This window comes from Shouchella miscanthi (assembly GCF_007725405.1).
GTDB lineage: Bacteria > Bacillota > Bacilli > Bacillales > Bacillaceae_D > Shouchella > Shouchella hunanensis.
Genome location: NZ_CP042163.1, coordinates 2,752,241 through 2,765,358 on the forward strand (window position 1 = coordinate 2,752,241; position 13,118 = coordinate 2,765,358).

A 13,118-nucleotide genomic window follows, 5' to 3' on the forward strand; every position below is an offset into this window, starting at 1 on the left:
TTTAAGGATTCACGTAATTAACGCCTTCTGTATACGTGTTACTTGCATTCCAAAGTAAAAATTCATGAATATCATTGTCATGAAGTGCTTTAATTTGTGCTTCAACTTCATTTACACCATAGTTTATATAGTTCCCAGACCCTAAATAACTGGCTGTAAAATCTTGCAACCAAGGTCTTTGAACAGGTTTTTCATCACCTAATTCAGCTAACACATCGTTTTCTAACTGAGAATACTCGTCCATAACTTCATATGGATACAAATCAGGCTTATCAATATCTCCAATGGAAAATGGTCCCCAGTGACTCGGATACGGCATTGACGAAATAACGTCAACATTTCTAGAGATTTTCACGAAATCTTGTCCAACATTTTCTTCAAAGCCACGAGCTGCAGCACCGAAGATATCAACAGATACATCTACACCAAATGGCTGTAATTCTTCTCGTGCATAGCCAACAAAATCTGCAACTGCATCAATTCGGCTTTCAACGGTAGCCCCATTACCGTCATCATAGTTTCCTAAACCATACTCTAAGCTGTCTGAACGACTTAAGAAACCTTCTGGGAAGCGAACATAATCAAATTGAATGTCTTTAAAGCCCATTTTCGCAGCTTCTTTTGCGACTTCTACATTGTAATCCCACACTTCTTCTAAGAATGGATTTACAAATGCATCATTATTTCGGTTTTTCCATAATTGACCATTGCTTTCTCTAAAAGAAAGCTCTGGCCTTAAGTCAGCAAGTACCGAGTCTTTAAACACAACAATACGCGCAATAGGATAAATATCATTCTCTTCTAATACTGACATCATTGCCGCTGGATCATCAATATAGTTTTTGGCAATATCGTAAAATGGTGAATCCTCTTCAGGCATGTACGTAATGTTTCCAGTATCATCCTTAATATCGATGACCATTGAATTAATGTCTGTCTCATTTACAAAGTCAACAAGTGTATTTAACCTGGAGCCGCCTGCAGAGTGAGCTGTTAAAAAGATCCCTCTTACACCGTCCTCAGGATAGTCAAATTGATAGCCAGATTGATAGACAAATCGAGCAGATGACGAAGGGATTTCAAATGCTTTGCTGTCGCTTGTTACTTTTTGTGAATGCATCAATGCCACACCAGAATCTGCCTTTGCTTCTGATGTTGCCATTAATAACAACGCAGATCCTAGTGCCCCTGCACCGATGGTATAACATGTTCGTTTTAAAAAGTTATTCATACCTACACTCCTTATTTTTAATCGCTAATCTTCGTCTTTAGCATCCCAATCTTCTTCTAACTCTAGCTGCTCTTTTAAAAGCTGTTTTCGTTTTTGTTCTAGCCGATCTTTATGCTGAACAAATTGTTCTTTGTTAAAAAGCCATCGATTCCCGTCGTAAACACCTTTAATGTTTCCTAAAAGAAGCTGTTCTTTTATGTACGATTCAGTAAGTCCTAAATATGTGGATAACTGCTCTAACGTAATATACAAATTACGAGCCTCCTCGACATAAAGTATAACGTCCTTGGTTCATTTATGCCATCAAAAAGGCAGAAAAAAATCTAATTTTTTTCAAGAACCTTCCTTTTTTCCCAACACGCTTTTTTCAACTAATTGGAAATCGGTAAACCTTCTTGCAATTTTTCTCGATTTGAATAAATTCTTTTTATTCGTCGCAGCCACTTGCCCTTTTGCTCAAAAGAAAAAAGCGCATTTGACATGGCACATACGTCAATGGCGCTTCGTTTTTTTATTACTTCATTACAAACCTACTGGTAACACATGATGGAGGATTAAAAAGAAATGGAAAACCGAGCCGGCTATAACAAACAAATGCCATACCGCATGATGATAGGGAAATCCTCTCCACATATAAAAAATCGTACCAACTGAGTAAAAGATACCACCAATGAGTAAATACCAAATACCCGTAGTTGAAAGTGAATGAAAAATCGGCCCTATTGCAAGCAATGCAAGCCATCCCATTAATAAGTAAATCATTGTTGATATGAACAAGAATTTTTTCACGAAAAAGATCTTAAAGATCACGCCACCAATGGCAAATCCCCAAGCAATTCCAAATAACGTCCATCCTAAGCCGCCACCTACTAGAATAAGTGCAATAGGCGTATACGTCCCTGCAATAAACACGTAAATGGCTGCATGATCCATTATTTCAAACACATCTTTTGCTTTACCAGGTGGAAAGCTATGAACCATTGTTGAGGAAATATATAGGAGCAACATACTTGCCCCATAAATGGTAAATGTCACAACATGCCAAGCAGTACCATACAAGCTCGAATAGACAATGAGCAACGTTAGGGCAGCGATACTCAGCAGTGTACCAACACCATGTGTAATGGCATTTGCAATTTCTTCTCGTTTTGTAAAAATATGCGTCTCCGCCAACTAAACCTCTCCTTTACAAACGCTTTAAACCATTATAGCATAGGTAATTAAAACTGCATATTGCTTGGAAGGAGTGAAAAGATGAGAGATGTTACATTAACTCAAGTCTTTGACCATCATATTACACAAAAATACATTAATCGTTCAGGTATGGCTCATGCAATTCGTGTGGCTTATCACGCGTACGCCTTAGCCATTAATCATAAAGTTGACGTTGATTTAGCTACTAAGGCGGCATTCTTGCATGATATCGGCCATTACACATGGTATAAAAATGGAAAATGGGACTATTCACTTTATAAAGCGTATGACATTCATCCCATAAAAGGTGCTGAACGTGCCCATAAACTATTAATTCGACTTGGTGAACATCCAAAAAAAGCAAAAGAAATTGCCATTGCTATTCTTCTTCACACCGATTCACATTTACCTCCAAGTCAGTTATCTTTAACACCGCTTCAACAAATTGTTGCTCAAGCGGATACGCTCGATGAAGAACCAGGAGGCGATCACCATTATCGTTCAATTACAATGGAACGCGCCCGTAGCCTTCTTCAAGACCTTGATGTTCAAATTGATGCGCTTTTGAATGAGTAAGCTTTACGATTGTTCGCTAATGGATAAAAACTCTTCTTTATTAATAGGACCGTTTATCCGTTGAATAATCGTTCCATCGGCATTAATCACAATCGTTGTGGGTATGCCAAAAATTTGAAACCCCTTTTGCAAAGATCCGTCATTATCTAAGAGTGGATCAAATGTTGCCTCATATTGTTGTAAAAATGGGGTTAACGCTTTTACGCTATTTTCCGAGCTAGTTAAATTTATGGGGATAAATTGACTCTTTGGTTGCTGGTTTAATTGTTCACTTAAGCTAACAATAGCAGGCATTTCTTCTTGACAGGGATAGCACCAAGTCGCAAAAAAATGAATTACCGTTTTATCATATGCACCAATCTCATAATGGATTGTTTTTCCATTTAGTGTTGAGCCACTAAAGGGTGCCAATACTTGATTCATGTGAGGCCCTTCTTCCCGAGCTTCAGCTGTAGATGTCACGAGTAGAAGCCCTATTAGCCAAAGTACGCCGAGCCATTTTCCTTGCTTCATTTTATCCCTCTTTCTCTTAAGGAGCTTTTTTATGACCCTATTACATGTGTATCAGTTCGTCGCTGTTCTTGCTTTCTTACTATTTGTTTTCTTTTTTCAAGATATACCTTTTTCTTTATTTTGGTTTTCGCTATTACTTGCACTAAACATCGGTCTTTTTATTTTGCGAAAGAAAAAGAGTCAGCATCGTTAATGGACACCCTTCACAAACCTGAGATAAACAGAATAGGTCCATTTGCAATTATAGATAAACTGAATTAGGATAATTTAGGAGTAGACGAACAGGAGTGAACGTTATGCAAACAGTATTTTCAGGAATTCAGCCGAGCGGTATCTTAACCCTCGGAAATTATTTAGGTGCATTAAAGCACTTTTCTTCTATGCAACATGATTATGATAGTTATTTTTGTATTGTAGACCAACATGCCATTACAGTCCCACAAGAGCGGTTAAAGTTAAGACAGCAAATACGAAGTCTTGCGGCCCTTTATCTCGCATCAGGGATTGATCCCACGAAAGCGACGTTATTCATCCAATCAGAAGTACCTGCCCATGCTCAGCTTGGCTGGATGATGCAATGTTTATCCTACATTGGTGAACTTGAACGAATGACCCAGTTTAAAGACAAATCAGCAGGAAAAGAGGGGGTTTCGTCTGCACTACTTACATATCCACCTTTAATGGCTGCAGACATTTTGCTTTATCAAACGACAATTGTTCCTGTTGGAGAAGATCAAAAGCAACATCTAGAGCTTGCTCGCAACTTAGCAGAACGCTTTAATAACAAATATGGCGATGTATTTACAATTCCAGAAGTTCAAATTCCTAAAGTCGGTGCCCGTATTATGTCATTGAATGACCCGACTAAGAAGATGAGTAAATCGAACCCTCAACCAAAAAGCTATATTTCTTTACTAGACGAACCTAAAACCATTGAAAAGAAAATAAAGAGTGCTGTTACCGATTCAGATGGAACGATTCGCTTCGATCCAGAAAATAAACCTGCTGTTTCAAACCTGCTCTCAATCTTTTCATTATGTACAGACGAAAGTATTGCATCACTTGAAGAGCGTTATCGTGACTCCGGCTACGGTCCGTTTAAATCGGATCTTGCTGAAGCCGTTATTCACACGCTAGAACCCGTGCAAAAACGCTATTACGAGTTAATCAACTCTAGTGAATTGGATGATATTCTTGATGCCGGCGCCGATAAAGCCGCCAAGCTAGCTAACAAGACCTTGAAAAAAGCGGAAAACGCAATGGGCCTTGGACGAAAAAGAAGATAAGTCATTGCCCCCTCATGAATCATGTGGGGGGTTTTTTATAGTTGGAACACAAATAAAACGCCTTCTCTAATTGAAAGCGTTCTGTGTCGATCGATCTATTTATCAAGCGATTGCTTGTGTTCGCTAATTTTCACTGAGCTATATTGGCGCAATCTGTCCCTAATTTTATTCATTAATTGATAAAACTGAGCCACTTCTTGTGCCTCAAAATCTGAAAACAAAGCGGTAAAGTAAGTATGTACCTCTTCTTGGTACGCCTTCATTTTCGCTTTTCCCTCTTCTGAGAAATGAACATATTTTAAGCGACTATCTTTGTCACTCTCTTTAAATTGAATTAACTTTTTTTGTTGTAATTTTTTCAATCGATTGGATACTGCGCTTTTATGTGTCCGTTGGTATTCTGCAATCTCTTTTGATGTTAATGGTCCTGTTAAATCAATTATAATTAGTACAGCAAGCTGTTCAGGAGAAAGCTCCCTGAATTCATGCGAAAGTTCTTCTTCAATTATTTGATGGCCATAAAAAAATACATCTTTAAAGACATCCATAGCTTCTAAAAGCGTATTTTTCAAGTCACCACATCCTTTTATCTATCCATTTTTAACATGATGAAAAAAAGGCTTCCGACTATGGAACCCTTCTTTTTTGTTTAATAGCCGTTTTGCTTTTTCAATACTTTTCCAACAAAAAATGACAATCCGAGTGTACCGACTAATAAAACAACTGAAAAGATTTGCATGACTAAATAGGCCATATCGTTTGTATCCAACCGACTTCCCCTCCTTCTTACTTATTATTATTATAAGAGAAAGCCGATTTGATGTAAATAAAACGCTTTAGAAAAGATTTACTTTACTCGTTCAGGGTGCTCAAGCTCCCACAGTTTTTCAAAAAACGTATGGCCCTTAACCATCCCCTTGCACAACTGATAGTGTTCAGTAGACCAACCTGCGCCTACACCATCTAATAAGTAGGCCCAAACATCTTCCCGTGCCTTATTTTTCAATTGTTCATAGGCATTTGGATCCCATTCCGTACACCAATAAATCAGCTCAGCATCAGAAGCAGTGGTATAGAGTTGATCCAATACCATAAACAATAATTGTTTTAATTGACGCTCACTTCTTGTTAAGCCTTGTAAATCATTTGGGCTCAATGACAATAAGTGATAGTCTTTGTCAGGCAAAGGAGCCAATAATTCAAAATATTGAACTTCTTGATCGTTCAGTGCATCGTAGACGAGCTGTTCCTGCCTTGGCGTTAACCGGCTCTTTCGTATCGGTGTTTTATATCCCATCGTATCAACCGCTAAAATTCTTGTGCCATCTGTTATGATAAAACAGTAGTCTAACTGAATACGAGACATGTTCTTTCTTAAATAGCTCTTTTGATGCACAGCATCTAACAGGTTCTGTGGTAAATCCAGCAACTGATTTTCAATATAGGAAAAAAGATCGCTGCTTCCACGGATTAGTTTTACTTGATCCAACACTTCAACACGATCTACACTTCGCCACTCATGGAACTCGCACACATTATAGCCGTTTTCTTCACCTTCAAACCAGTTAACCCAAACATCACGCATCATCACCATACTTTTTCCTCCTCGCTAGTTTGTTCTTGATCACAGTATGGTCATGGCTTATCGTTCTTAAACCCATTTTCTATAGATCCATAGCGATAGATTTTTTCTGCAGGTGTTGTAAGAAGCCCAATCGTTTCTTCTTTTAAATGAGAGGCAGCCTGTTGACATAATTGATAGCCAAAGTAGTAGCCAAGCATAGGGGGTATGTGCTTTTTGGCATTTCCATATAAATGATCCTTATACCTTCTCCTGCCCTTTAATTGGAGCTTTTTATGAATAAAGATGACCGCCCATTTATCGTTCCATGTCTTGTCATATAAAGAAGTCCACGGTGCTAAATACGCTTCTCCTAACCATTCCTTCACAGCTAGCTCTGCCAATCCCTCCATTACCATCGATTCCAATAACGTAATGGTTTCTTCATTCTCTTTTGTATGAGACAGCCTGCAAACATGGTGATATTCATGAATTAAAAGGGCAAAAAGATCGTTTGCTTCAATGGTTTCCGGAACAATTAAAACAATGCCATTTTGAAAACTGAGACCCATCATACCTTTCACATCGGTCTGTCTTTTCTTTAATTGCTCGTTGGCAAGTAAAAGATATACAGGTACATTTGGCCCATTCCAGGCCTCTTTTAGCTGTAAAAACTTTTCTTGTAAAACGGACCAATAGTTTTTAGTAATAAACAGAGAAAGTGCATCTGTATCTTTTATTGTAAATAAACCTACTTTCTCCAAATACATGGCCAGCTCCGTATCCGTTCCAAACTGAAAAAGCGGCTGCAACGGTTGAGCAAATAAACGTTGATACGTTAATTCACTGTCCTTCTGAGCACGAACATGCTTTAAAAACATTTCACCCCATTTATTTGTGCGAATAACAGCCATCTTCTCCTCCTTATGCTTTCTTACGTCTCCAATGGACAAACTTCTGTATAAAACATACGCTTTCATTTACACTATGCAAGAAAGACTCCGATCTTGATTATCCGATCTGACCATGCTACGCTTCTCATACACATGTTAAGAATTGGCCGTAAAGGAGATCCATATGACAACGGATGAGCTGACAAAAACACTAGATGCTTTTACACGGCTAACTCGAAAAGAGTGGGCCACATTGAATAAAGGATTGCGTTCAAATTTAACGGAACAAGAGCGAAAAGAGATAGAAGGAATTTATGAGACGATTTCCGCTTCTGAAGTAAACGATGTGTATATGCCATTATCTGAATTACTTTACAAACGAATGTATCATAATGTAAAACTACATCAAGATATGAATGAATTTTTACAAAGGAGCCGAAAACGGGTTCCCTTTATTATCGGCATCGCTGGAAGCGTCTCTGTTGGAAAGAGCACCACGGCTCGTTTAATTCAAGCACTTGCAAAAAGGTGGCCGAATCAACCAACTGTCTCGCTTGTGACAACCGATGGCTTTTTATATCCAAATGAGGTTCTAGAAGAAAGAGGTTTAATGAAACGAAAAGGGTTTCCGGAAAGTTATGATATTCGTCGCCTGATCTCATTCCTAACTGAACTTAAATCTGGGGTAAATGAAGTTGAAGCGCCTGTCTATTCCCACCTAACATATAATATTGAAGCAGCTCAAACACAGAAAATCGTTCAACCTGATGTTGTCATTGTTGAAGGGATTAACGTTTTGCAAGTAAACCGCAAAGGAAAACGGATGCCGCCTCTATTCGTATCTGACTTTTTTGATTACAGTATTTATGTTGATGCTGATGAGGAAGACATTATTTCCTGGTATGTGGAACGATTTCACTTACTAAGAAATACTGCCTTTCAAGATCCAAGCTCTTACTTTCATCGCTACAAAAACTTAAATGATGCAGAGGCAACAGAAATGGCTAAATCGATTTGGCACTCAATTAACGGTGTAAATCTTGAGAAGAATATTAAGCCGACACGATTGCGCGCAGACTTAATCTTAACAAAAGGAAAGCAACATCGGGTTGAACACATTCAACTTCGAAAATAAAAAACACCTTATTCCGTTAAAACGGAATAAGGTGTTTTTGTCATTACCCTTTAAATAATTGAACGAACATTTTTCCATAAGGACCGCCATCAACAATGCCGATTCCTACTTCTGAATAGCTACTACTTAAAATATTTTCTCTATGACCTTGAGAGTTCATTAAAGCAGTATGAGCTTGCTCAACCGTTTGATTTCCTGCCAAATTTTCACCAGCTGTCTGGTATGTAATACCAAAGTGGTCCATCATTTGAAAAGGAGAACCATAAGTAGGAGATTCATGAGCAAAATAGTTGTTGTCAATCATATCTTGAGCTTTCACACGAGCTACTTCTGTTAACTCTTGATCAATTTCAAGCGGAGCTAAGCCGCTTTCAGCGCGTGCTGAGTTAACAAGATCAACCATTTGCTGCTCTTCTTCGCTAACGTCGCTTGCTTCAGCAACCTCTTCACTAGCATCTGACTCTTCTTCTACTACTTCAGTTTCTGACTCTGGTGCCTCTTCTTCTACTTCAGGCTGTTGCCAATCGCCAGTAGACCAATTTATATCACCATATGATGGAGCTGAGGAAAAACAATCGCCACTCCATTGTATTGGTGCAGTGTTATATTGATGACCTGTTGACGCCTCTGCACGATCAACGTGGTTCAATCCTAGAGCTAGTGTTGCTACGAATGTTGCAATCGCAAGTTTCTTCATTCCAGTATCCTCCTAAAATAGATCAAGTTGCGTTGCCCAATTACTTGAGCACATGGCAATCCTAGCATAGCTTTTTTTTTGAGACGATGGAAAAATGTTCATGTGTATCCATGTTGAAATGAATTGTAATAGTGGTTTTGGCTCGATAATACAGGTCTTTTTTGCTGTCAACTTTTCTTTTTTTAACTGGAAATTGCGTCGATAATGTTATGAAGCTGTAATCTTTGTTTTATCTGTTACATACTTGTCATATTTGGTACAGACCCACTGCGATCATACTCTTCACTAATTGGAAAACATTCCTAGGTGCAACGGCTTCTTTTTTTGTTAAAGTTAGATCGTGCGTTTTTTACTAAACATTCTAGGAGTGAATCATGTTATGTTAAAAAAAATAACTCTTTCATTCGTTGCTTTTTTTGGTATCAGTTTGTTTTCATCTACTTCAATAGATGGTAAAACGATTAAGCATCCGGTACAAGCTGGAGAATCACTGTATACAATTAGCGAACGTTATGGCGTATCACAAGCTTCTATCCAACGAATTAATCAGTTACAAACGAATCAGCTTGAAGCTGGAACTACCTTAACCATTCCGACAGCCATCACAGCTTCCGATCGTGAATGGATGGCGAAACTCGTTTATGCTGAAGCAAAAGGAGAATCCTATGAAGGAAAAGTCGCGGTAGCTACTGTTTTACTCAATCGACTCGACCACCAAGATTATCCTGATACAATGTATGATGTGATTCATCAAGTAACACCATCAGGTCACTATGCTTTTTCTCCTGTATTAGATGGTGCCATTCATAACGATGCCGATGAAGAATCACGTCGAGCTGTCAATGAAGCCATTGCTTATCGAGGGTTAGGTCAACAGTCCCTGTATTTTTATAATCCTGCTACCGCAACAAGTGGTTGGGTGGCTACAAGAGAGCAAACAATTGTTATTGGTAACCACGTCTTTGCAAAATAAATAGTGAAAAAAACACATTGTCTGCAAAAGCAATGTGTTTTTTTCATAGATATGGGTATGGATAAACGAAAGAGGTGATTACATTGAAGACGATTACACGTTATGATCGAATGGTGGCTGGTGCTCTTAGTAGCCGTTTTGAACCACAAGGGGTTGAAACCATTAAACGTATCTCAAAAACAAGTCCTACGTTACGAACAGCAAGATCCGTTTCTGAAAACGACATTTACAGTTATGGCTTCGCTTTTTATAAGAAAGAAGCGCAAAATCCTTCGAAACGAGCCTATTCGTTGCCGAATGAATCCCTTCATCTTTTGCAAAATCACTACATTTTTAACACTCTTTATCATAAAATCAAACCGTTCATTCACTCATTATCGACAAGCCCGTTTCACAATGATCAACAGCATGACATCAAAGTTCTCGCAACTCACATTCACGGGTTTAACGAAACATCGAAGCTGACACCCTTTGTTCAGGATGGCTTTGTTATCGACTCCTACCGATAAGAACAGCGGCTAAAACCGCTGTTTTTTTGTTATACTAATATGATAAGTGAATCGCCTAGGGCATGAAAGGAGTGGTGACATGAGGCTCATTGTTAGCCATACTAATCTTGATTTTGACGGGCTCGCCTCGTTAGTAGCTGCGCATAAATTCGATCCTAAAGCCGTTTTAGCGCTCCCACCTAGTCTAGGAGAGCGAGTAAAACAATTTTTACATTTTTACAGCGATTCCTTTGATTGGTACACGTATAAACAGATTGACTGGAGTAACGTCAGTGCTATTACGTATGTCGATTGCTCCACAGATGAGCGAGCGGGCGTTGCCTCTTTTTTAGTTAATAATGAAATCGAGCGTTCTTATATTGACCACCACCAATCAGAAGCTACTGGTGCAAATATTACATTATTACTCCAACCAATTATTCATCAAGGAATCGCCGTATCCCCTATAGAAGCTACGTTATTCGGCTTAGGCTTATATAGCGATACAAATCGACTTACAAATGATACTGTTACGATTGCCGACATGAAAGCGGCGGTCTTTTTACATGAAAATGGTATGGATTTAACGGTTATACGGGAGTTTTTACAAGCACATGCCGGCGAACACCCTTTGTTCAAGACACTTTTTAATGCGGTCGATATTCAGACGATTGCAGAAAAACGAATTGTTTTTTCAACTTGTATAGCCGATCAGTATATCGCCGATATCGCAACGGTAGTAGAAGAAATTCACAGCCTGTATGCACCAGATGCAACCATTGTTCTTTGCCAACTGCACCATCACACGTATATGATTGCACGCGCTACGAGTGCAGACATTCCCATTCAAATTCTTGCGCAACAGTTAGGTGGAAATGGGCATGATTATGCAGCTTCTGCCATTTGTCGAAACGAGCCACTCGCTAAAGCCTATGCAACCGTACGCCATTTGCTCACAGCGTGCATCCAAGTTAAAACCCCTATCCGTTCTATTATGCACTGGCCAGTTCAAACTTTTTTTGCTTCCTCTACTGTAGCGGAAGTATTTCATGAAAGTAACCACTTACCGTATAAGGGATTTCCTGTTGTGAATGATAGGAAGCAGGTTATAGGAATGCTAACAGCAGCAAAGCTTAAAAAGGCGATTGATTTAAACCAAGGCACTGAATTAGTAGCATCAATCATGTCTAAAAAAGTTCTTACATTAAAGGCAACCGATTCAATTGAACAAGGAAAAAAAGTAATGATGGAAAACGAAATTGGTCGCATCCCCATTTGCCAGAGCGATGGAACATTAGAAGGAATCATTACTCGCAGTTCGATCATTACGAGTCCATTTGAACATCCGCCTCATTACAGCGATAGCGAACTCACTCGCTACTTCGGGGAGAAACGCTTTACCTTTTTGCGGAAAATTGGAGAGCTTGCTGATGCACAAGATGTGCAAGTATACATCGTTGGCGGTATTGTGCGTGATTTTATTTTAAACCGTCTTTCAAAGGATATTGATTTGGTTGTAGAAGGAGATGCGATTTCGTTTGCACGTACCCTCGCCAATCAATTTGGAGGAGAGGTACAACAACACGATCATTTCTTGACTGCCACGTGGATCATTCATAGCGTTTCCATTGATCTTGTAACAGCAAGAAGGGAACACTATCGCACACCCGGTGCTCTGCCAGACGTTCAAGCAGCTAGCATAAAGGATGATTTAGCTCGCCGTGACTTTGCAATAAATGCGATTGCCGTTTCGCTTAACGCGTCCTGCTTTGGTGAAATATTGGATCCGTTTCAAGGTCGTCAACAGATTCAAGCAAAAACCGTTTCCATTTTGCATCCATTAAGTTTTATTGAAGACCCGACACGCTTGTTTCGAGCACTTCGCTTTGCAAAAAGACTAGGCTTCCAATTAGGCGACGAAACAAAAAAACAGGCAAAGATAATGGGACATGCTATCCAGACTATTAGCAAGCAACGTCTTTATCATGAGTTGGAGCTCAGTCATAGAGAAGATCAGCTTCCTTGGTTGTTTAAAGCACTTAATGAATATCACGTTTGGAAAATCTTCTTTGGTGCAAACATGAGTGAAAATGCGTATAAACACATTCAACACTTGTTTCGTGAAGGTGTTAACGAATCCATTTTTTTGGCTATTGCCGCCATTGCTTACGAGCAACATTCGTTAGAGTCCCTGCACGCATTCGCATTAACCAAGTTAACTAAAAAGCTTTTAACCGATATCCAACTTATTGAAGACTATCAAGACGAAACCTCTCTCGACAACTTACATGGCTCACTTTTTTCAGTAAAGGACGCCGCCATTTTCTTTTTTATTACCCTACCAAATAAAGAGAATTCGATGCTGTCACAGTATCGGAATGCACGAGAGATGCTAACACCTCTCGTTACTGGAAGAGATTTAATTGCACTAGGGTTTAAGCCGAGTCCACTCTTCTCAACATGGCTTTTAGACATTGAAAAACGACAGTTAACTGGAGAAATAAAAACGAAAGCAGATGCGCTAGCATGGGTAAGCAAAAAAAACAAGCATGAGAGCTAATTCTCATGCTT

General features: G+C 39.1%; 15 protein-coding genes. 7 read left to right on the top strand and 8 right to left on the bottom strand.

What is annotated here, in order from left to right:
• Position 1 precedes the first annotated feature (1 nt).
• The 3 genes from FPV17_RS13960 to trhA form a co-directional block, all read right to left on the bottom strand.
• Complete coding sequence (locus FPV17_RS13960; protein WP_035397068.1) at positions 2-1,231, bottom strand: putative glycoside hydrolase; 1,230 nt, start codon at positions 1,229-1,231, stop codon at positions 2-4.
• 24 nt (positions 1,232-1,255) lie between these two features.
• Positions 1,256-1,483: a MerR family transcriptional regulator gene (locus FPV17_RS13965; RefSeq protein ID WP_035397070.1), complete on the bottom strand. Its 228-nt coding sequence runs from the start codon at positions 1,481-1,483 to the stop codon at positions 1,256-1,258.
• A 270-nt stretch (positions 1,484-1,753) separates the two neighbouring features.
• Entirely contained in the window at positions 1,754-2,404 is a 651-nt protein-coding gene (gene trhA / locus FPV17_RS13970) for a PAQR family membrane homeostasis protein TrhA (RefSeq protein ID WP_035397072.1), read from the bottom strand.
• Positions 2,405-2,485: 81 nt separating this feature from the next.
• On the opposite strand from trhA, the gene FPV17_RS13975 reads away from it, so the two are divergent.
• Positions 2,486-3,001: an HD domain-containing protein gene (locus tag FPV17_RS13975; RefSeq protein ID WP_035397074.1), complete on the top strand. Its 516-nt coding sequence runs from the start codon at positions 2,486-2,488 to the stop codon at positions 2,999-3,001.
• A 3-nt stretch (positions 3,002-3,004) separates the two neighbouring features.
• On the opposite strand, the gene FPV17_RS13980 is transcribed toward FPV17_RS13975, so the two are convergent.
• A complete protein-coding gene (locus FPV17_RS13980) occupies positions 3,005-3,514 on the bottom strand; it encodes a TlpA disulfide reductase family protein (protein ID WP_052008183.1) in 510 nt (169 codons plus the stop codon).
• Positions 3,515-3,545: 31 nt separating this feature from the next.
• Here FPV17_RS13980 and FPV17_RS22005 point away from each other — a divergent pair, with 31 nt between their 5' ends.
• Positions 3,546-3,707: a hypothetical protein gene (locus FPV17_RS22005; protein ID WP_158332035.1), complete on the top strand. Its 162-nt coding sequence runs from the start codon at positions 3,546-3,548 to the stop codon at positions 3,705-3,707.
• 103 nt (positions 3,708-3,810) lie between these two features.
• A complete protein-coding gene (gene trpS, locus FPV17_RS13985; protein ID WP_144559278.1) occupies positions 3,811-4,800 on the top strand; it encodes a tryptophan--tRNA ligase in 990 nt (329 codons plus the stop codon).
• 95 nt (positions 4,801-4,895) lie between these two features.
• Here the strand turns inward: trpS and FPV17_RS13990 are convergent, their stop codons facing one another.
• From FPV17_RS13990 to FPV17_RS14000, 3 genes are all read right to left on the bottom strand, one after another.
• Complete coding sequence (locus FPV17_RS13990) at positions 4,896-5,372, bottom strand: MarR family winged helix-turn-helix transcriptional regulator (protein WP_035397075.1); 477 nt, start codon at positions 5,370-5,372, stop codon at positions 4,896-4,898.
• Between the two features lie 275 nt (positions 5,373-5,647).
• Entirely contained in the window at positions 5,648-6,394 is a 747-nt protein-coding gene (locus FPV17_RS13995; RefSeq protein WP_035397076.1) for a YjbA family protein, read from the bottom strand.
• Between the two features lie 41 nt (positions 6,395-6,435).
• Positions 6,436-7,275: a DUF2268 domain-containing putative Zn-dependent protease gene (locus FPV17_RS14000; RefSeq protein WP_035397078.1), complete on the bottom strand. Its 840-nt coding sequence runs from the start codon at positions 7,273-7,275 to the stop codon at positions 6,436-6,438.
• A gap of 163 nt (positions 7,276-7,438) precedes the next feature.
• On the opposite strand from FPV17_RS14000, the gene coaA reads away from it, so the two are divergent.
• The gene (gene coaA / locus FPV17_RS14005; RefSeq protein ID WP_052008184.1) at positions 7,439-8,389 is read left to right on the top strand and encodes a type I pantothenate kinase; all 951 of its coding nucleotides are present in this window, start codon (positions 7,439-7,441) and stop codon (positions 8,387-8,389) included.
• Between the two features lie 43 nt (positions 8,390-8,432).
• Here the strand turns inward: coaA and FPV17_RS22230 are convergent, their stop codons facing one another.
• Positions 8,433-9,086 carry a CAP domain-containing protein gene (locus FPV17_RS22230; protein ID WP_081762346.1) on the bottom strand — a complete coding sequence of 218 codons (654 nt, stop codon included), beginning with the start codon at positions 9,084-9,086 and terminating at the stop codon, positions 8,433-8,435.
• Positions 9,087-9,465: 379 nt separating this feature from the next.
• Here FPV17_RS22230 and FPV17_RS14015 point away from each other — a divergent pair, with 379 nt between their 5' ends.
• The 3 genes from FPV17_RS14015 to FPV17_RS14025 all read left to right on the top strand — a co-directional run bounded on the left by FPV17_RS14015 (position 9,466) and on the right by FPV17_RS14025 (position 13,107).
• A complete protein-coding gene (locus FPV17_RS14015; protein WP_144559279.1) occupies positions 9,466-10,059 on the top strand; it encodes a cell wall hydrolase in 594 nt (197 codons plus the stop codon).
• 83 nt (positions 10,060-10,142) lie between these two features.
• Positions 10,143-10,568, top strand: a complete 426-nt coding sequence (locus FPV17_RS14020; RefSeq protein WP_060703875.1) for a hypothetical protein — start codon at positions 10,143-10,145, stop codon at positions 10,566-10,568.
• Positions 10,569-10,647: 79 nt separating this feature from the next.
• Entirely contained in the window at positions 10,648-13,107 is a 2,460-nt protein-coding gene (locus FPV17_RS14025; RefSeq protein WP_144559280.1) for a CBS domain-containing protein, read from the top strand.
• Positions 13,108-13,118: the final 11 nt, after the last annotated feature.